The sequence below is a fragment of the Pseudomonas sp. UBA1879 genome (assembly GCF_002338065.1).
Taxonomy (GTDB): Bacteria; Pseudomonadota; Gammaproteobacteria; order Pseudomonadales; family Pseudomonadaceae; genus Aquipseudomonas.
The window spans coordinates 607,763-624,810 of the sequence record NZ_DDHJ01000004.1; the positions used below are offsets into that span (position 1 = coordinate 607,763).

The window sequence follows — 17,048 nt, forward strand, 5'->3', positions numbered from 1 at the left end:
ACCATGAAGCGCACAGTGTCATTGCGACCCTTTCATTCGCAGCGATTCATCGGGCTGGCACTGTTGCTGCTCGGCGGCTGCCAGACGCATCTGGAGCCTGCGTCCTATTCGCCGGACTACCGGACCATGACCCGCGCAGACGGCCGCGTCGAACTGATTCCGGACGAGTGCCTGAAGCCCTCGGTCGCGGACGCATTCGACACCGACGAAGAGACTTTCGTCGCGTTGCTGCCCCCCGGTTGTGCCAACAACCTCACGTTGTTGCAGATGGTCGAGCGGCGTGAAGATCTGCTCCAGGGCCGGGCGAGCGGCCCGACCATGGCCGCTCCGGTCGGGCGGGCGGCGCAGGTGTATATCGACGGGTATGACCGTGAAGAGCTGCGTCGGCGTCAGTCAGAGCAGCAGGCCAAGGCCGACAAGCAGGAGGCGCAATGAACGGGCGTCGTTCAGTGGCTGTCGATCAGTCCCAGTTCGCGGGCCCGGGTTTGCGGGTCTTGAATGGCTTTGATCCGCTGCGCCTCGGTCAGCAGCTTTTGCCGCTCGGCAGCGGGGATGTCGTCCAGACGCAACGCCTGCACGTCGCTGTCGTGTCCGGCGAGCACCGTAACCAGCAGCTGATTGCGTTGATGGCGGGGCAGGGCGCGAGCCGAACTGCCGATCGTGGCAATGGTGCTCAACGCTTGTTGCGACTGGCCGCCCAGGGCGTAGGCGAGGGCCAGGTTGCAGCGCGTGTCGAGGTCATTGGGCGTCAGCGCCAGGCTTTTGCCGAAGGCGGACTGAGCTTCTTCGGCGTGGCCGCGCAAGATCTGCGCGATGCCCAGCCGGTTGAGCGCTTGCGGCTGATCGCCTCGCGCACTGGCCTGGGTCAGCACGGTCACGGCGCGGTCCAGTTTGCCCTCGCGCAACTGCGCAGTGCCCAAGCCCAGCAGCGCATCGGGGTCCTCCGGTTTGAGCTCCAGCGCCTGCTGGTAGGCGCGTTCTGCGCCTCGGGCATCGCCGCTGGCGAGACGTGTTTCACCCAGCTTCAGCCAGGCCTGCTGCTGTGCCTCGGGCTGTTGCGTGGCTTTATCGTAGAGCCCGGCAGCGGTGGCCGGATCGCCGCGTTTTTCCAGGTCGGCGGCCAGGCGCATGAAGCGTTCGTAGCTGCTGTCCGGGGCCGGCTGGCTTGCGCAGGCGGCGAGCATCACGCTGCCAGACAACATCAAGGTGCGGAGAAAGCGATTGGACATGGACAAGGCTCTTGGGTCGAGAACGGCGGGGCCTCGAGTCGATCACGCAGCGTCGCTGTGCGACCGGGTCGGCTCTCCCGAAAGGTTTTCCATTCTATCCACTTGAAACGTGAAGGCGACCGTTATCTGCATCCGATTCGCACGCCTTCGACGCCCCTCGATTATCGCTGTCGGAATCGCTGCCATGGCTAACCGTTTCGCGCTGCCGCTGGCTTTGTGGCTGGCTCTGGTCGTGCCGGGTGTGGCACTGGCCGACGAGGCATCAAGCATCAACCCCCAGTGGTTCGAGCAACCTTATGCGTACGTGTTGGTCGAGCAGGACGTGCGCGCTGCGCTTGAGGAATTCGGCCACAACCTGGGCCTGATCGTGGTGATGTCGGACAAGGTTCGCGGCAAGGCACGCAGCACTTTGCGGGGCCGGTCGGCAGGGGAGTTCCTGACCCGGCTCTGCGACACCAACGGCCTGAGCTGGTACTACGACGGCAACATTCTTTACCTGAGCAGCGACACCGAAACCGGTACTCGGCTGTTCACCGCGCAGGCGCATTCCGCGCAACTGGAAAACTGGCTCAACAGCCTGGACGTGTACGGCAAACAGTTGTCTTCGCGTGTCGGCCCCAATGGCGACGAACTGTTCGTATCAGGGCCCCCGGCTTACCTGAGCATGGTTCAGCAACACGTTGATCAGCAGCGACGCCCCGTGGCCGCCCCCGTGGTACGGGAGCGCGGCGTGCGCGTGTTTCGCGGCAGTACGGTTACCGAAGTGAGCAACTGAAATCCCAACCTGAAAAAGGAGTACAGCGATGTCCGTCAGTCCTGTCGACAGCAGCACCCCAAGCGTCAGCACCTCGCCTGAAGCGAAATTCAACGCCGCGGTGGACAAGTCCAAAACCGAGATGAGCGACGAAGAGTTCAACGATGCCCTGATCACCCAGGCGGTCACCATCGGTGGGCAGTTCATCATCATGCCCAAGGCCCAGGAAATGTTGAACGAGGCCCAGTCCTCCGAAGACGACGAAGAATAGGTCGCGCTCATGACTGCCAGTCTTGCTGCACCCGCCACGGCGGCATTGCCGCCGTCAGGAGGGCCTGCCGGTGTGCAGGCGTCTCAGAACCTGTTTGAGCACATGGCCAGCAACGCCAAGAGCATGCCGCAAGGCGCCAGCCCCCATCAGATCGGTGAAGGGTTGATGGAGCGCCTGAACGGCTTCATCGATCGCTCGCGCACTTTCTCCGAGCGCGCTGAAGGTCTGGCCAACGGCACGGCCCGCGGCAATGCGCCGGGCAGCCCGACTGCGGCCGCCGATCCGCAGCGGCTGGCCTCGGCGCCGACGCCGTCCGCGGACGGGCAGCCGACGAAAAAGGTCGGCGAGCAGCAGGTCGATCAGATCGTTCATTCGCTGGGGCGGATGTTCGATTACTCCATCGAAACCCAGATGGTGGTGCGCGGCGCTACGCAGATTTCCGGCTCCGCCAACACGCTTTTGAAAGGTCAATAATCCATGTCCAGCCGTTGTCGTGCCTTGCGTCTGCTGATTGTCGTGGTCTTCGCCAGCCTGTTGCAGGCCTGCGACACCGCTCTGTACACCAACCTTGGCGAGCGCGAAGCCAACGCCATGGTCGCCGTGCTGCTGCGCGAAGGTATCCCGGCGTCACGCAAGGTGCAGGACAACGGCCAGTTGTCGGTGGTGGTCGACGAAAAACGCTTTGCCCAGGCCATGGCGGCGCTGGACGAAGCCGGGCTGCCAGGCCAGGCGTTCTCCAACATGGGCCAGGTGTTCAAGAGCAACGGGTTGGTGTCCTCGCCAGTTCAGGAGCGGGCGCAGATGGTGTATGCCCTGAGCGAAGAGCTGTCCCACAGCGTGTCGCAAATCGACGGTATTCTCTCGGCCCGCGTGCACGTGGTGCTGCCCGACAACGACCTGCTCAAGCGGGTCATCTCACCTTCGTCGGCTTCGGTGCTGGTGCGCTATGACCCGGCCATCGACATCAACCCGCTAATCGCGCAGATCAAGACGCTGGTCGCCAATGGCATTGCCGGGCTGAGCTACGACGGCGTGTCGGTCACCGCGATCAAGGCCGCCGTGCCCAGCCATCAGGCCAACGCCCAGCCTCGTCTGACAAGCTTCCTCGGCATATGGCTGCTGGAAGACGACCTGTCGCGGGCGCGATTGCTGTTCGGTGCCTTGCTGCTGAGCGTGCTGGGCTTGGCCGGGGTGCTGGCCTGGCAGCAGTGGCAGCGTCGCCGTGCCGATGCCCTGTATGTGCTGGAGGATGCGCGATGAGCTCGCAACCCGAGGTGCAGCATGAGGTCTGGCAGGCGTTGCTGGATCAGCCGTTGAGCTTCGTCCGGCCTCAGGCGCTGCGCGACTGTCTGCCTGATGCCCTGAGCGATCAGCAATACGCAAACCTGCGCAACACGCCTCGTTTTCAGGGGCGTCTGGCGCAGGTGCTGACGGCCCGTTTCAACCTGCCGACGCTGGCCCGAACCCCACCACCGCAGGCAGCCGATCTGCCGGTATTACTGTTGTCGCCTGCTGCGTTCCAGGCCTTGCCGCGTCTGTGCGGCGCGATCTGGCACTCGGCGACCCTGAGCCGAGACATTCGCAGCGACGTGGTGAACACGTTGCGCAGCCTATTGAGCGATGAGGTGTTCACGACCGCGCTGGCGCATCGTGTAGCCGCCGGAGCCGCGGACCTGCTGCGCCAGCCTGCAGATCTGGTGCAGGCAATCGATCGCGATGGCGCCCTTTGCGTAGCCGCGTGGTGGCAGCAATTGCCTGCCGAGCTGCAGATCTGGCTGCGCTTGCGCCTTGAGCTGCCGTCGTTCGAAGGCGCGCCGATTGGCGCGGGTGTCGATATCGTGCGTCGAGCAGCCTCGGCCATGGCTCAACCACGCGCAGAGGTGGCCGGATGAGCGAGCTGCCGAATCGCCCCGCGCTGCGGATCATTCGCGCCGAGCAGGCTGATCTGTGGATCGACGGCTATGCCTTTGTCCGCGCCGCCGAGGCGCAGGCCCAAAGCATTCGTGAGGACAGCGCCCAGTGGCTGGAAAAAGTTCGTGAGGAGGGCTTCGAACACGCACGTCAGCAGGGTGCCGAAGAGGTCGCGATGTTGCTGGCGCAGACCAGCGCAAAAGCCGATGCCTGGCTCAGCGGGCTTGAAATTTCGCTGGCCGACCTGGCACTGAACATCGTGCGCGAGGTGCTGGACGGCATGGACGATGCCGAGCGGATTTTGCGCTGCACGCGCAAGGCGCTGACTGCGTTTCGTCAGGATCAAGGACTGACGCTGTTCGTCCCCTCGCTGCAAGTCGAGGCCGTGCGCGCACGGCTGAAAGCGGACCTTGACCACCTGCCGCCACTGGCGGTCGAGGCTGATGAACAGCTGCCCGGCGGACACGCGCGTCTGAGTGGCCCGGTGGGTTCGGTGGAGCTTGGGCTGGACGCTCAACTGAGCAACCTGCGCCGCAGCCTGCTGCCGTTCATCGAGGAGGCGCAGCCGTGAGCGCCGGTCTTGATCCCGTCATTGCGCGTCTGACCGAGCGCCTGCGCGATGCCCGGCCACGGCCCATGAAAGGCACCGTGCGCAGCATTCGCGGCGTGTTGCTGCGCGCCAGTGTGGCCGGGGTGCGCATCGGTGAGTTGTGCCAGCTACGCGACCCCGGCAACGGTCGCAGTCTGGCCGCCGAAGTCATCGGTTTCGAGCAGGATGAAGCGATCCTGTCGCCCATCGGCTCGATGGAAGGGTTGTCGACGCGCACGCAGATTATCGCCACCGGTGAGACCCTCGGTGTCGCCGTGGGTGATGCGCAGCTGGGCAGGGTGATCAGCCCCATGGGCGATTTTCTCGATGGCGAGGCGCCGCCGGGTGTGTGGCAGCGCTACCCGTTGCACGCCGAGCCTCCCGCGCCGTTTGCCCGGCAATTGATCGTCAAGCCGCTGTCCCTCGGCGTGCGCTCCATCGACGGTCTGCTGACCCTCGCTCAAGGGCAGCGCATGGGGATTTTCGGCGAGCCGGGCGTGGGTAAATCCTCCTTGCTGGCCAGCATCGTGCGTCACACCTCGGCGGATGTGATCGTCATTGGCCTGATCGGCGAGCGCGGCCGGGAGGTGCGCGAGCTGCTGGACGTCCAGCTCGATGCCCAGGCCCGTGCGCGGAGTGTGGCCGTGGTCGCGACGTCGGATCGTCCGGCAGCGGAGCGGGTACGGGCCGCGTTCGTCGCCACCGCGCTGGCGGAATATCACCGCGATCAGGGCCGCAACGTGCTGTTGCTCATGGACAGCCTGACCCGTTTTGCCCGCGCCCAGCGCGAGATCGGTCTGGCAGTCGGCGAGCCGCCCACTCGACGCGGCTATCCGCCGTCTTTTTTCTCTGCGCTGCCACGCTTGCTGGAGCGCGCCGGACCCGGCGCGATCGGGAGCATCACGGCGCTGTACACCGTGCTCACCGAAGGCGATGTGGCCAGCGATCCGGTGGCCGAAGAAACCCGCTCGATTCTCGACGGCCACATCGTGCTCAGCGCTGAACTGGCCCAGCGCAACTACTTTCCGGCCGTGGACGTGCTGCGCAGCCGCAGTCGTCTGATGGATCAGGTGACCAGCGAAGAACAACGCCGCATGGCCATGCGCATGCGCGACCTGATGGCGCGGCGCAATGAAATCGAAATGCTCATTCGGGTGGGCGAATACGCGCCGGGCAGCGACCCGCTGGCCGACGAAGCCATCGAACGACACGACGCCATCGAAGCTTTTCTGCGTCAGCCCGCCTCGGAATCGAGCAGCGAGGCACAGACGCTCAACCACATGCGCAAGGTTCTGGCATGACGTTTCCGGAGATCCCATGAACACCCACGACTTACGCAGCCTGCGGGCATTACGTCAGTTGCGCGAACAACGTGCGTCCAGCCAGTTGGTGGCCCAGCAGCGACGATGCCGCGACAGCCACGAAGCCTTGGATGACGCCAAAGAAAAGCTGCGTCTGCACCGCGAAGCGCTGGCGCGCAAGGCCGAACAGATTTACGGCAACTTCAGCGAAGGCCTCTCGGTGAGTGCCTGGCAAGCGGCCCAGGAGCATCTCGACGAATTGGCCGACAACCAGCGTGAGCTGGAAACCAACGTCGATCTGAACGAGCAGGCGCTGGCGGCGCAGGAGCGCGAGCGGGAGGTGTTTCGGGCGGTGCGCATGGCCCGCCAGCGTCAGGCTGAGGCATGCGATGCGTTGCTGGGCGACCGCCTGCGCAGCGAGCGTCAGAGCGCAGAGCGCCGTGACGAGGCCGAAGACCTGCCCGTGGTGTCATCGGGGAACCGTGCATGACGTGTCGTGAAAACGTACCCGGCGCCTCTGGGCCGGACGCGGAAGCGACGCTGGACTGGCTGCAGGCGTGCGACCCGCAGTGGCTCGCGCTGAACAACCGTCTGCATCGCCATCGTCTGCCCTGGCAGGGCATCTGTGGCGGGCAGCCGGTCACGGTGAGCTGGGCGGGTGTTACGCCGGTCACCGACGCCGCGCTGGACGTTCACCTGACGCTCGGCAGCGCTGCGCTGCTGCTGCAACTGCCAGTCTCGGCGCTGGCTGCACTAAACCTGTCGGCGTTCCCCCTTCAAGACCTGACCGGACTGTCTGGCGCTCTGCTGCTGGAGATGGCGCTGCTCGGTTTCATCGAGCCTCTGGAGCGTTCGACCGGGCAGCCTGTGCAGGTGGTGGAGGCGCCCGAAATCGCTCACAGCGAGCCGTTCGTGCTGCACGTGACGCTTGAGGTGACCCTTGGCGACGGCGCGTCGACGCTCGTGGCGCTGCACCTGAGTGCGGACGCCGCGCAGTGGCTGGTGCAATGGCTGGAGCGACACTTGCCGCCTGCCGCGCATCGTCTGGACAACTTGACCTGTCGCCTCAGCGTCGAGGCCGGCGAGGCACCGCTGACCGTCGCCGAACTGCGCAGCCTGCGCCCCGGCGATGTGGTGATGCTCGATGCCTGGCCTGTCGATCAGGTCCGTGTGTGCCTGAGCGATCGATTACAGGCTCGGGCCACGATGGAAGGTCACACCGCAACGCTGCTCGAAAAACCGATGGCCCTAACCTCTGTGAAGGAAACGTGCATGACTGATTCCACTTCCGAGTCCGTTGTCGACAGCTCACTGGATGAGCTGCTGTTGAAACTGGTGTGTCAGGTGGGCAGTGTCGAGCTGTCGCTCGCGCAATTGCGGGACATGGGCGTGGGCAGCGTGTTGCAGCTGACCACCCATGTGCATGATGAGGTGGACCTGATGGTCAAAGGCCGACGCATCGGTCAGGGCCAACTGGTGAAAATGGGTGATGGCCTTGGCGTCCGTCTGTTGAGCCTGGTCACGCCATGAGTGGGTACCAGCCCAATTTGATTGAAATCATTCTGGTCGTCGCCACCATCGGGTTGATCCCGCTGGCGGTGGTGACCCTGACCGGCTTCATGAAGATTTCCGTAGTGCTGTTTCTGATCCGCAATGCCCTTGGGGTGCAGCAAACACCGCCCAACCTGGTGCTGTACGGCATTGCGCTGATCCTTTCGGTCTACGTCACCACACCCCTGATCGGCGACATGTACCGGCAGGTTGAAGGCCGTGACCTGAACATGGAAAACGTCGCGCAGGTGAAAGAGTTTGGCGACGCCCTCAGGCCGCCGCTGCAGGCGCATCTGTCGCGCTTTGCCAACGAGAGCGAGCGCGGTTTCTTCATGCAGGCCACCGAAACGATCTGGTCGCCGGCGGCCCGCGCCGAACTGCGTGACGACGACCTCGTGGTGCTGGTGCCGGCCTTCGTCAGCTCTGAACTGACCCGCGCATTCGAGATCGGCTTTCTGCTGTACATCCCGTTTCTGGTGGTGGATCTGCTGGTCGCCAACGTCTTGATGGCCATGGGCATGTCGATGGTGTCGCCGACGCTGATTTCGATTCCGCTGAAGATCTTTTTGTTCGTCGCCTTGAGCGGCTGGTCGCGGCTGATGCACGGCCTGATTTTGAGCTACGGGTGAACACATGGGCCAGGACGTCTTTCTTTCGTTGATGAACAAGGCGCTGATGACGGTGCTGCTGCTGTCGGCGCCAGCGCTGGGCATCGCCATTGTCGTGGGCCTCAGTGTCGGCTTGCTGCAGGCCCTGACGCAGATCCAGGACCAGACCCTGCCGCAGGTGGTGAAGCTGGTGGCGGTGCTGCTGGTCATCGTTTTCGTCGGCCCGTTGCTGGCCAGCCAGGTGCTGGAACTGGGCAGCGAGGTGCTGGACAATTTCCCCGCCTGGACGCGCTGACTGACCATGGACGTCAACGTCGCCAATGCCTTTCTCGAAGTGGCCTACCCGGTCATCAGTTCCGCTGCGCTGGCGGCCAGCCGGGCCATGGGCGTGGTGGTGATCACCCCGGCCTTCAACCGCCTCGGCCTGACCGGCATGATCCGCGGTTGCGTGGCCGTGGCCATCGCCGTGCCGATGTTCATACCGGTGTTCGACGCCTTCACCGCGCTGCCGGAGCACGGCGCCTTTCTGTTGGCGGGCCTGATGATCAAGGAGTTGCTGATCGGCGTGCTGATCGGGCTGCTGTTCGGCATTCCGTTCTGGGCGGCCGAAGTGGCGGGCGAGTTGGTGGACCTGCAGCGCGGCTCGACCATGGCGCAACTGCTCGATCCGCTGGCATCCGGCGAATCCAGCGTCATGGCGACGCTGTTGACGGTGATGCTCATTGCGCTGTTCTTCATGTCCGGCGGCTTCATCATGATGGTCGACGGCTACTACCACAGTTATCAGCTGTGGCCGGTGACCGCTTTCACGCCGCTGTTCGCCAGCTCTGCGCTGATGGCGGTGCTGTCGATACTCGATCAGGTGTCGCGGGTCGGTGTGATCATGGTCGCGCCGCTGATCATCTGCCTGCTGGTGACGGACCTGATGCTCGCCTACCTGTCACGCATGGCGCCCAGCCTGCACATCTTCGACATGTCGCTGCCGGTGAAGAATCTGTTCTTCACGGTGTTGATGGTGATCTACATCGGCTTCCTGATCCCGGTGATGCTCGATCAACTGGCGGAATTTCGCGGCACCGTGGAATTCCTCAAAACCCTGGCAGGTTCGCAATGATCCCGCGCATGGAATGGCGTCGGCATGGCCGATAGCAGCGAAGAGAAATCCCAGCCGGCCACGGACAAAAAGCTGCGTGACGCCCGGCAAAAAGGGCAGGTGGCCAAGAGTCAGGACCTGGTCTCGGGGATGGTCATCCTGTTTTGCACCCTATGCATTTCGATCCTCCTGCCGCAGGCTCAGGCACAGGTAACAGCCCTGCTGGACATGGTGGCTCTGATCTACATCGAGCCGTTTCACAGCGTCTGGCCGCGGGTGCTCGACACCGCCGAACAACTGGTGCTGACCCTCACATTGCCGGTGGTTGCGGTGACGGTGGCCGTGGTGGTCCTGACCAATATCATCACCATGCGTGGCATGGTGTTTTCGGTAGAGCCGATCAAGCCGGAGTTCAAACGGATCAACCCGGCCGAGGGTTTCAAACGCATTTTCTCCATGCGCAGTTTCGTCGAGTTCCTCAAGGGACTGGTCAAGCTGGTGCTGTTGGCCTTGGCGTTTTACGTGGTGGGGCGACATGCGCTGCAGGCGCTGATGGAGTCATCGCGCTGTGGTGCGGGCTGTATCGAATCGACCTTTTTTCTGGTGCTCAAGCCGCTGATGTTTACCGTGCTGGCGGCTTTCTTGCTGGTCGGCGGAGTCGATGTGCTGATGCAGCGCTGGTTGTTCGGCCGCGACATGAAGATGACCCGCAGCGAGCAAAAGCGTGAGCGCAAGGACGTGGACGGCGACCCGCTGATCAAGAGCGAACGCCAGCGTCAGCGTCGGGAAATGCAGGCTCTGGCGACCAAACTGGGACTGGCCCGCGCCTCGCTGATGATCGGTACGACAGACAGCTGGGTCATCGGCGTGCGTTACGTACGCGGTGAAACGCCGGTGCCGGTGGTGGTCTGCCGCGCCGAGCCTGAAGAGGCTGGGGCCATGCTCGTCCAGGCGGCGACGCTGGGTATCGCCCATGCCATGGACCCGGCGCTGGCCAGTGAGATCGCCCGGCGCTCCGTCCCCGGCGATCCGGTGCCCGACACCACCTTTCAGGCCGTGGCCGACTTACTGGTGGCGGCGCGGTTGATCTGAACGCCAAAGCGAACGACGGTCGAGGGGCCGTCAGTCCTCCGGTGCGCAAACCCGGTCGTCGGCTTCCTCCAGGCGGTTGAGGTCGATGCATAGCCGTGTCGACCAGAAGCTCGCGCCCTGAGCGATGGCTTCGCTCTGGGCCTGTCGGAGCACTTGATGGGCCAGGGTGCAGCGGCTTTCATCCTCAGCGAGCAGCTGCGCCTTGATGCGCAACAGTTCCGGGATCATCCAGCGCTCTTCGCGTCCGATGGCGGTTTGCAGTGTTTCGTCGATCAGTTCAAGTGCGCGGTGGTTCAGCCCCAGCAGGGCCAGCCCCTGCGCGTACTCGCATCGAAGCAGGCTGTCGAGGGGGCTTCCACCCTGATCGCGCAATTGCTCCAGCACTTCGCCCAGATACGGCACCGCTTCTTCGGCAGCGCCCTGACGAATCAGCAGGATCTGCTCGAACCCACGGGCGAAGTGGCGCCAGAGGTACAGATCGTGGCCCTCCATGCTGTCTTGCAACACCGACAGGTAATGGCGGGTCTTGTGCAGTCGTCCCGTGAGCAAAGTGATCGGAATGGCGCTCAGGGTCAGGGTGTACCACAGCGTGGCGGGGTGATTGAGGCTGATGGCCTGGCTGACGTTCTGTTCGAGGGCCGACAGGGCAGGACCGACATCGCCTTGCAGCAACTGGATCTGCGCCTTAAGCGAGCCCGCCGCGATGCGCTGGTCGAAATGCAGGTCGATCAGGTGGGTGTGCGCGGAGCATGGTGCGCTCAAGGCCTCGACCACCGAACGGTGCGCCTCTTTCAGACGGCCCATGTAGAACTGCGCGCTGGCCCGCATGCGCAACCCCAGCAACTGCCGCTCGCTACGGCGGCCCTCCTTGCTGAGCTCGACGTACTGATCGGCCAGCTCCAGGGCGGCAAGGTACTGGTTGCCGCAGCTCTGGTCATTCCACAGGCCCCAGAGCGCCCGCAGTTGATGCTCGGTATCGCCCAGCGCCCGTGCGTCATCGGCGACCTGCAGCCAGGCTTCACGGATTTTGCTGCCGCCGCCAAACGCGAGTGTCATGACGCTGGCTGAAATGGTCAGCAACAGCATGCGTTGGTGCTGGGTGACCGGTGCGTGATCGCCGACCGGTTGCAGGCCGCGACTGACCCAGTCATAGCATTCGGCCGTCAGCGACAGGCGTAGCCACAGGGGCGCGCTCACCAGCGTCAATTCGACCGCCAGCTCGCGATCACCATCGGCCGAGTAGGCCCACTCAAGGGCTGCGCGGACGCTGTCGACGGCCGCACCATAGCGTGCGATCCACGCCTGAGGCGTGGTCTTGGGCAAATCCTGCACCGAATTGTGAAGCTCCTCGAGGGCCCACTCCGCATGGCGCAGCGCCAGCGAATCGGTTTCGCCTTGTTCTGCGAGTTTCTGTGCGGCATACAGGCGCGTGGTTTCCAGCAGGCGATAGCGCTTGATCGACTGACGCGGGTGCGACATCACCAGCGACTTGTCCAGCAGGCTTTCCATCAGCTGCGCCAGGTCCTGGGCCTGTACCTGGGTCACTGCTTGCACGGCGCTCAGGGTGAACAGGCCGGTAAACACCGACAACTGACGCAACAACGCCTGCTCCTGCGCCGACAGCATCGCGTAGGTCCAGTCCAGCGCCGCGCCCAGCGTGCGGTGCCGTGGCAGGGCTGTGCGGCGGCCGGTCATCTGCAGTCGAAAGACACCGTCGAGCATGTCCGGCAGATGGCCGATGCCGAAGGCCTTGACCCGCGCGGCCGCGATTTCGATGGCCAGCGCGTTGCCGTCCAGCTTGCGGCAGATGGCGGCGGCGGATTGGACATCGCGGTCCTGAAATACATACGTCAGATCGTGCGCGGCAATGCGCTCGACCAACAATTCAATGGCCGGGTACTCCATCGCCTGCTCGCGGTTCAGATCCGGTGTGTACGGGGGAAAGGGCAGGGGCGCCAGATCATGAACGCATTCGCCTTGCGCCCGCAGCGGCTCGCGGCTGGTGACCAGTACCGCGCAATGCCGGGCATCGCGCAGGATGGCCTCGACAGCCGTGGCGGCGTCTTCGAGCACGTGTTCGCAGTTGTCGAGAATCAGCAGCGCCTTGCTCGCCGCCAGCCGTCGGGCAATGCCGCACAACGGGGCGTCGGCGTCGCACTCGATCTTCAGCGCGGCGGCGATGACCACGTGCACCAGTTGGCCGCGACTCACGGGCGCCAGGTCGATGAAAATCACGCCTTGCGGATACCGGGTTTTCAGCCGGTCGGCCAGGGCCTGGGCGACGGTGGTCTTGCCGATTCCGGCATGACCGGTGAGGGTCACAAAGCGCCGCGTTTCAAGTTGCTCCCCCAGCACGTTCAGAAGCTTGTCCCGGCCAAATACCTGGCGAGTGCTGTGCTGTATGGGCGGCTGCGGTGCAGGCAAAGACTGTTCGTCAGGCAATGTGGCCGTGGTGATCGGCGCGACGAAGCGGTAGCCACGGCCCGGCACGGTGACGATGCAGGCCGCGTCGGTGTCATCGCCCAACGCACGACGCAGGGTGAGGACCTGCGCGCGCAGGTTGCATTCTTCGACTACGACTTTCGGCCAGACCAGACCGAGCAACTCGGCCTTCTCCAGCAGCTCGCCGGGGCGTGTGGCCATGGCGATCAACAGCAACATGGCCCGGCTGCCCAACGGCACCGGCTCGCCGTTTTTCAGCAACTGGTGATGCCGGGGGATGAGCACAAACGGGCCAAAACCAATCGCGTCATCCGGAAGCGCATTCTCCAGACCTGTCTCAGCGTCTGATTGTTCGGGAGAGAACCGGTCGAAATTCATCGCATACCTTCAGGATGAGGACCTACGGTGCCAGTTCACGGCGCCAGCCTGCATTCGTAATCAACGGGTATGTATCAGTTTCCGATAGATTGGTTACTGTTTTGAGTCGTCGATCGGCGATGGCTCTCGAAAGGCTGTTTCTTTGGTGGTTGTCTAGCACGTACGGCGCAGCGCGCGTATGACAAATCGCACTATCGTGCGATAAGGCTGCATCAAATTACGGTCAGTGAAATTGTGAAGTGCCTTGCGTCCGCCCGGCCGAGGGTCAGCCCACGCGAGCAATTAAGGGGTGGGTGGGAGGGGGTAAACAGAGTGCGCCCGCTCGGGCGCACCTGTTTTAACGACTTACGCGTCCCAGGGACGATCGCCGTTCTCATCCTTGACGCGGGTCGGCAGACCCATCACGTCAAGGGCTTTCAGGAACGCCTTGGCAGGCAGTTCTTCGACGTTGACCATGCGCTTCACGTCCCACTCGCCACGGGCGACGAGGAGGGCGGCGGCGACAGGTGGGACGCCCGCGGTGTAGGAGATGCCCTGGCTGTCGGTTTCGGCGAAGGCTTCTTCATGGTCGGCGACGTTGTAGATGAACACCTCGCGCGCCTTGCCGTCCTTGGTGCCTTTTACCAGATCGCCGATGCAGGTCTTGCCGGTGTAGCCCGGCGCCAGCGAGGCGGGGTCTGGCAGCACGGCCTTGACCACTTTCAGCGGAACGATTTCGACGCCTTCAGCGGTTTTGACCGGCTGCTCGGACAGCAGGCCGAGGTTTTTCAGCACGGTGAACACATTGATGTAGTGCGCGCCAAAGCTCATCCAGAAACGCACGTTGGGCACGTCGAGGTTTTTCGACAGCGAGTGCACTTCATCGTGGCCAGTCAGGTAGAGGTCTTGGGCGCCGACGACAGGCAGGTCGTCCGTGCGTTTGACTTCGAACATGGTGTTGCTGGTCCACTGGCTGTTCTGCCAGCTCCACACCTGTCCGGTGAATTCGCGGAAGTTGATTTCCGGGTCGAAGTTGGTGGCAAAGTATTTGCCGTGTGAGCCGGCATTGACGTCGAGGATGTCGATCGAATCAATGCGGTCGAAATAGTCTTGCTGCGCCAGGGCTGCGTAGGCGTTGACCACGCCCGGGTCGAAGCCGATGCCGAGGATGGCGGTGATGTTTTTCTGTTGGCACTCTTCGAGGTGTTTCCACTCGTAGTTGCCGTACCAGGGCGGCGTTTCGCAGACTTTGCCGGGCTCTTCGTGGATGGCGGTATCCAGGTAAGCCACGCCGGTGTCGATGCACGCACGCAGGACAGACATGTTGAGGAACGAGGAGCCGACGTTGATCACGATCTGCGATTCGGTCTCCAGAATCAGCGACTTGGTCGCTTCGATGTCCAGCGCGTTCAGGGCATAGGCCTTGATCTCCGCAGGCTGCTTGAGGCTGCCTTTGGCGTTGACGCTGTCGATGATGGCCTGGCACTTGGAGATGTTACGCGACGCGATAGCAATACGACCGAGTTCGTCGTTGTGCTGCGCGCACTTGTGGGCCACCACCTTGGCGACACCTCCCGCACCAATGATAAGAACGTTCTTCTTCAATTTTTTCCTCTCTCGTTTGTGCCAGCGTCAGGAAAGGCTGGACAGGTAATCGTCAAAACCAAACTCACGAACCACCTCGACTGTACCGTCGAGTTGTTTCACTGCGATGGACGGCATTTTCAGGCCGTTGAACCAGTTCTTCTTGACCATGGTGTAACCCGCCGCATCCACGAACGACAGCCGATCGCCGATGGTCAACGGACGATCGAATCGATATTCCCCGAAGATATCCCCCGCCAGGCAGGATTTGCCGCACACCATGTAGGTGTGATCGCCCTCGCTCGGGGCCAGCTTGGCGTCGAGGCGATAGATCAGCAGATCGAGCATGTGCGCTTCGATGGAGCTGTCGACCACGGCCAGGTGTTTGCCGTTGTACAGGGTGTCGAGCACGGTGACTTCCAGCGAAGCGCTCTGGGTGATCGCCGCCTCGCCCGGTTCCAGATACACCTGCACGCCGTATTTCTGCGAAAACGCCTTCAGGCGCGCACAGAATGCGTCCAGTGGATAGCCTTCGCCGGTGAAATGGATGCCGCCGCCGAGGCTGACCCACTCGACTTTATGCAGCAGATGGCCGAAACGCTCTTCGATGGTCGACAGCATCTGGTCGAACAGGCTGAAGTCGCCGTTTTCGCAGTTGTTGTGGAACATGAAGCCGCTGATCTGCTCGATCACCTGTTCGATCTTTTCGGGGTCCCATTCGCCCAGACGGCTGAACGGACGCGCCGGATCGGCCAGCAGATAATCGGAGCTACTGACCTGCGGATTCACGCGCAGGCCGCGCACTTTGTCGGCACAGGCCGGGGCATGGCGCTGCAGTTGGCTGATGGAGTTGAAGATGATCTTGTCGCAATTGGCGAGCATCTCTTCGATCTCGTCGTCTGCCCAGGCGACGCTGTAGGCGTGGGTTTCGCCTTCGAACTTCTGGCGACCCAGCTTCAGCTCATAAAGAGAAGAAGACGTGGTGCCGTCCATGTACTGCTGCATCAGGTCGAACACCGACCAGGTCGCGAAACACTTGAGTGCCAGCAGGGCTTTCGCACCGGAGTGCTCGCGCATGTACGCGATCTTCTCCATGTTGCGCAGCAGCTTTTCTTTATCGATGAGGTAGTACGGCGTTTTGATCATTTCGTGGCCTCCAGCAATGCCAGCCGAAAAAGGACGGGGATTGTGCCTTCACTCGAAAGGGATCGAAAGGGTAAAACCGTTTTTTTGCCGCTTTATGCGACGTTCGTGACCCAATTCTGGCTCTATCGACTATTTGTTTTCACTTGAGCGTTCAGCAGGGGCAGGGTCACCTTCGCAGGAGGATGCGGCATGCGCGTGACAGTGACCCCAGTAGTGCCTGTCAAAGCGCGGAAAACTCTTTTATGCTTTGCATTGAATACGTATGCAAATTGCCCCAATAACAACCAGCCGGAGACAAGACCGTGGCGAGTGAATACGAAACGTTGGGAATGCCGTCCTTTCGACTGGATGGCAAAGTCGCGCTAATTACCGGAGCGGGTACGGGAATCGGCGCCGGGACGGCGCTGGCGTTCAGTGCGGCGGGGGCCGAGGTGGTACTGGTGGCCCGAACGCAATGCAATCTGGATCAGGTCGCCGAGGTCATTCGCGGCAGGGGTGGCCAGGTCACCACGGTGGTGTGCGACGTGACAAATCGCGTAGCGATTCGCGACGTGATCAGCGCACTTCCCAGGCTGGACATTCTGGTGAACAACGCCGGTATCAATTTTCCGGAGCCGATGCTTGAGGTGACGGATGAACACCTGGACATCGCGATCGATCTCAACGTCCGCGCCTGCTTCGTGACCGCGCAGGCCGCGGTGCGCAAGATGCTGGGGAATAGCGGGCCGGACACCGGGGTGATCATCAATGTGTCGTCACAAATGGGCCATGTCGGGTCGCCCAATCGCACGGCGTATTGCATGACCAAACATGCCGTGGAAGGGCTGACCAAAGCCATGGCCGTCGAGCTGGCGGAACGTGGCATACGGGTCAACACGCTGTGCCCGACATTCGTCGACACGCCCATGGTGCGCAAGATCGTGGACACCCCCGAGAAGGAAGCGTTTCTGGTCTCGAAGATCCCCATGGGGCATATGGCGAAGATGGAGGACATCATCGGCGCCGCGCTCTATCTCGCAGGCCCTTCAGCCAGGATGGTGACCGGTACGTCGCTGAAAGTGGACGGCGGCTGGACCGCTCAGTAAGGCGCTCGCCACCTCTACGACAACAGGGTGGCGAA

Annotated in this window: 19 protein-coding genes; 15 read left to right on the forward strand and 4 right to left on the reverse strand. The window is 62.9% G+C overall.

Going from position 1 to position 17,048, the window contains the following annotated elements; translation table 11 throughout:
- Window positions 1–3: 3 nt before the first annotated feature.
- On the forward strand, window positions 4–435 hold the full coding sequence (locus tag B3N48_RS05950; RefSeq protein ID WP_296180657.1) for a hypothetical protein: 432 nt from the start codon (window positions 4–6) through the stop codon (window positions 433–435).
- A gap of 11 nt (window positions 436–446) precedes the next feature.
- Here the strand turns inward: B3N48_RS05950 and B3N48_RS05955 are convergent, their stop codons facing one another.
- The gene (locus B3N48_RS05955) at window positions 447–1,229 is read right to left on the reverse strand and encodes a tetratricopeptide repeat protein (RefSeq protein WP_296180658.1); all 783 of its coding nucleotides are present in this window, start codon (window positions 1,227–1,229) and stop codon (window positions 447–449) included.
- Between the two features lie 184 nt (window positions 1,230–1,413).
- On the opposite strand from B3N48_RS05955, the gene B3N48_RS05960 reads away from it, so the two are divergent.
- Genes B3N48_RS05960 through B3N48_RS06020 form a run of 13 tightly spaced genes read left to right on the forward strand, consistent with a single transcriptional unit; the run spans window position 1,414 to window position 10,399 of the window.
- On the forward strand, window positions 1,414–2,004 hold the full coding sequence (locus tag B3N48_RS05960) for a type III secretion protein (RefSeq protein WP_296180660.1): 591 nt from the start codon (window positions 1,414–1,416) through the stop codon (window positions 2,002–2,004).
- Window positions 2,005–2,032: 28 nt separating this feature from the next.
- Window positions 2,033–2,254, forward strand: a complete 222-nt coding sequence (locus tag B3N48_RS05965; RefSeq protein ID WP_296180662.1) for a hypothetical protein — start codon at window positions 2,033–2,035, stop codon at window positions 2,252–2,254.
- Between the two features lie 9 nt (window positions 2,255–2,263).
- Window positions 2,264–2,728 (forward strand): hypothetical protein, encoded by a 465-nt coding sequence (locus B3N48_RS05970; protein ID WP_296180665.1) that lies wholly within the window; start codon window positions 2,264–2,266, stop codon window positions 2,726–2,728.
- Window positions 2,729–2,731: 3 nt separating this feature from the next.
- Entirely contained in the window at window positions 2,732–3,514 is a 783-nt protein-coding gene (sctJ, locus tag B3N48_RS05975; protein ID WP_296180667.1) for a type III secretion system inner membrane ring lipoprotein SctJ, read from the forward strand.
- On the forward strand, window positions 3,511–4,146 hold the full coding sequence (locus B3N48_RS05980; RefSeq protein WP_296180669.1) for a type III secretion protein: 636 nt from the start codon (window positions 3,511–3,513) through the stop codon (window positions 4,144–4,146). Before sctJ ends, B3N48_RS05980 begins: the two co-directional genes overlap by 4 nt.
- Entirely contained in the window at window positions 4,143–4,736 is a 594-nt protein-coding gene (locus B3N48_RS05985) for a FliH/SctL family protein (protein WP_296180671.1), read from the forward strand. Before B3N48_RS05980 ends, B3N48_RS05985 begins: the two co-directional genes overlap by 4 nt.
- Entirely contained in the window at window positions 4,733–6,055 is a 1,323-nt protein-coding gene (locus B3N48_RS05990) for a FliI/YscN family ATPase (protein ID WP_296180674.1), read from the forward strand. Before B3N48_RS05985 ends, B3N48_RS05990 begins: the two co-directional genes overlap by 4 nt.
- A 16-nt stretch (window positions 6,056–6,071) precedes the next feature.
- Window positions 6,072–6,545, forward strand: coding sequence for a hypothetical protein (locus B3N48_RS05995; RefSeq protein ID WP_296180675.1), 474 nt, complete (start codon window positions 6,072–6,074; stop codon window positions 6,543–6,545).
- Window positions 6,542–7,585: a type III secretion system cytoplasmic ring protein SctQ gene (gene sctQ / locus B3N48_RS06000; protein WP_296180677.1), complete on the forward strand. Its 1,044-nt coding sequence runs from the start codon at window positions 6,542–6,544 to the stop codon at window positions 7,583–7,585. Before B3N48_RS05995 ends, sctQ begins: the two co-directional genes overlap by 4 nt.
- Window positions 7,582–8,235 (forward strand): type III secretion system export apparatus subunit SctR, encoded by a 654-nt coding sequence (gene sctR / locus B3N48_RS06005; protein ID WP_296180679.1) that lies wholly within the window; start codon window positions 7,582–7,584, stop codon window positions 8,233–8,235. The genes sctQ and sctR overlap by 4 nt, the downstream gene beginning before the upstream one ends.
- 4 nt (window positions 8,236–8,239) lie before the next feature.
- Complete coding sequence (gene sctS / locus B3N48_RS06010; protein ID WP_296180682.1) at window positions 8,240–8,509, forward strand: type III secretion system export apparatus subunit SctS; 270 nt, start codon at window positions 8,240–8,242, stop codon at window positions 8,507–8,509.
- 6 nt (window positions 8,510–8,515) lie between these two features.
- Window positions 8,516–9,328, forward strand: coding sequence for a type III secretion system export apparatus subunit SctT (sctT, locus tag B3N48_RS06015; RefSeq protein ID WP_296180686.1), 813 nt, complete (start codon window positions 8,516–8,518; stop codon window positions 9,326–9,328).
- Between the two features lie 24 nt (window positions 9,329–9,352).
- Window positions 9,353–10,399, forward strand: coding sequence for an EscU/YscU/HrcU family type III secretion system export apparatus switch protein (locus B3N48_RS06020; RefSeq protein WP_296180689.1), 1,047 nt, complete (start codon window positions 9,353–9,355; stop codon window positions 10,397–10,399).
- A 30-nt stretch (window positions 10,400–10,429) separates the two neighbouring features.
- On the opposite strand, the gene B3N48_RS06025 is transcribed toward B3N48_RS06020, so the two are convergent.
- The 3 genes from B3N48_RS06025 to B3N48_RS06035 form a co-directional block, all read right to left on the reverse strand.
- Entirely contained in the window at window positions 10,430–13,219 is a 2,790-nt protein-coding gene (locus B3N48_RS06025) for an ATP-binding protein (RefSeq protein WP_296180691.1), read from the reverse strand.
- Window positions 13,220–13,564: 345 nt separating this feature from the next.
- Window positions 13,565–14,803, reverse strand: a complete 1,239-nt coding sequence (locus B3N48_RS06030; RefSeq protein ID WP_296180694.1) for a saccharopine dehydrogenase family protein — start codon at window positions 14,801–14,803, stop codon at window positions 13,565–13,567.
- A 27-nt stretch (window positions 14,804–14,830) separates the two neighbouring features.
- A complete protein-coding gene (locus B3N48_RS06035) occupies window positions 14,831–15,928 on the reverse strand; it encodes a carboxynorspermidine decarboxylase (RefSeq protein ID WP_296180696.1) in 1,098 nt (365 codons plus the stop codon).
- 329 nt (window positions 15,929–16,257) lie between these two features.
- Here B3N48_RS06035 and B3N48_RS06040 point away from each other — a divergent pair, with 329 nt between their 5' ends.
- Window positions 16,258–17,013, forward strand: a complete 756-nt coding sequence (locus tag B3N48_RS06040; RefSeq protein ID WP_296180699.1) for an SDR family NAD(P)-dependent oxidoreductase — start codon at window positions 16,258–16,260, stop codon at window positions 17,011–17,013.
- The last annotated feature ends 35 nt before the right edge of the window (window positions 17,014–17,048 follow it).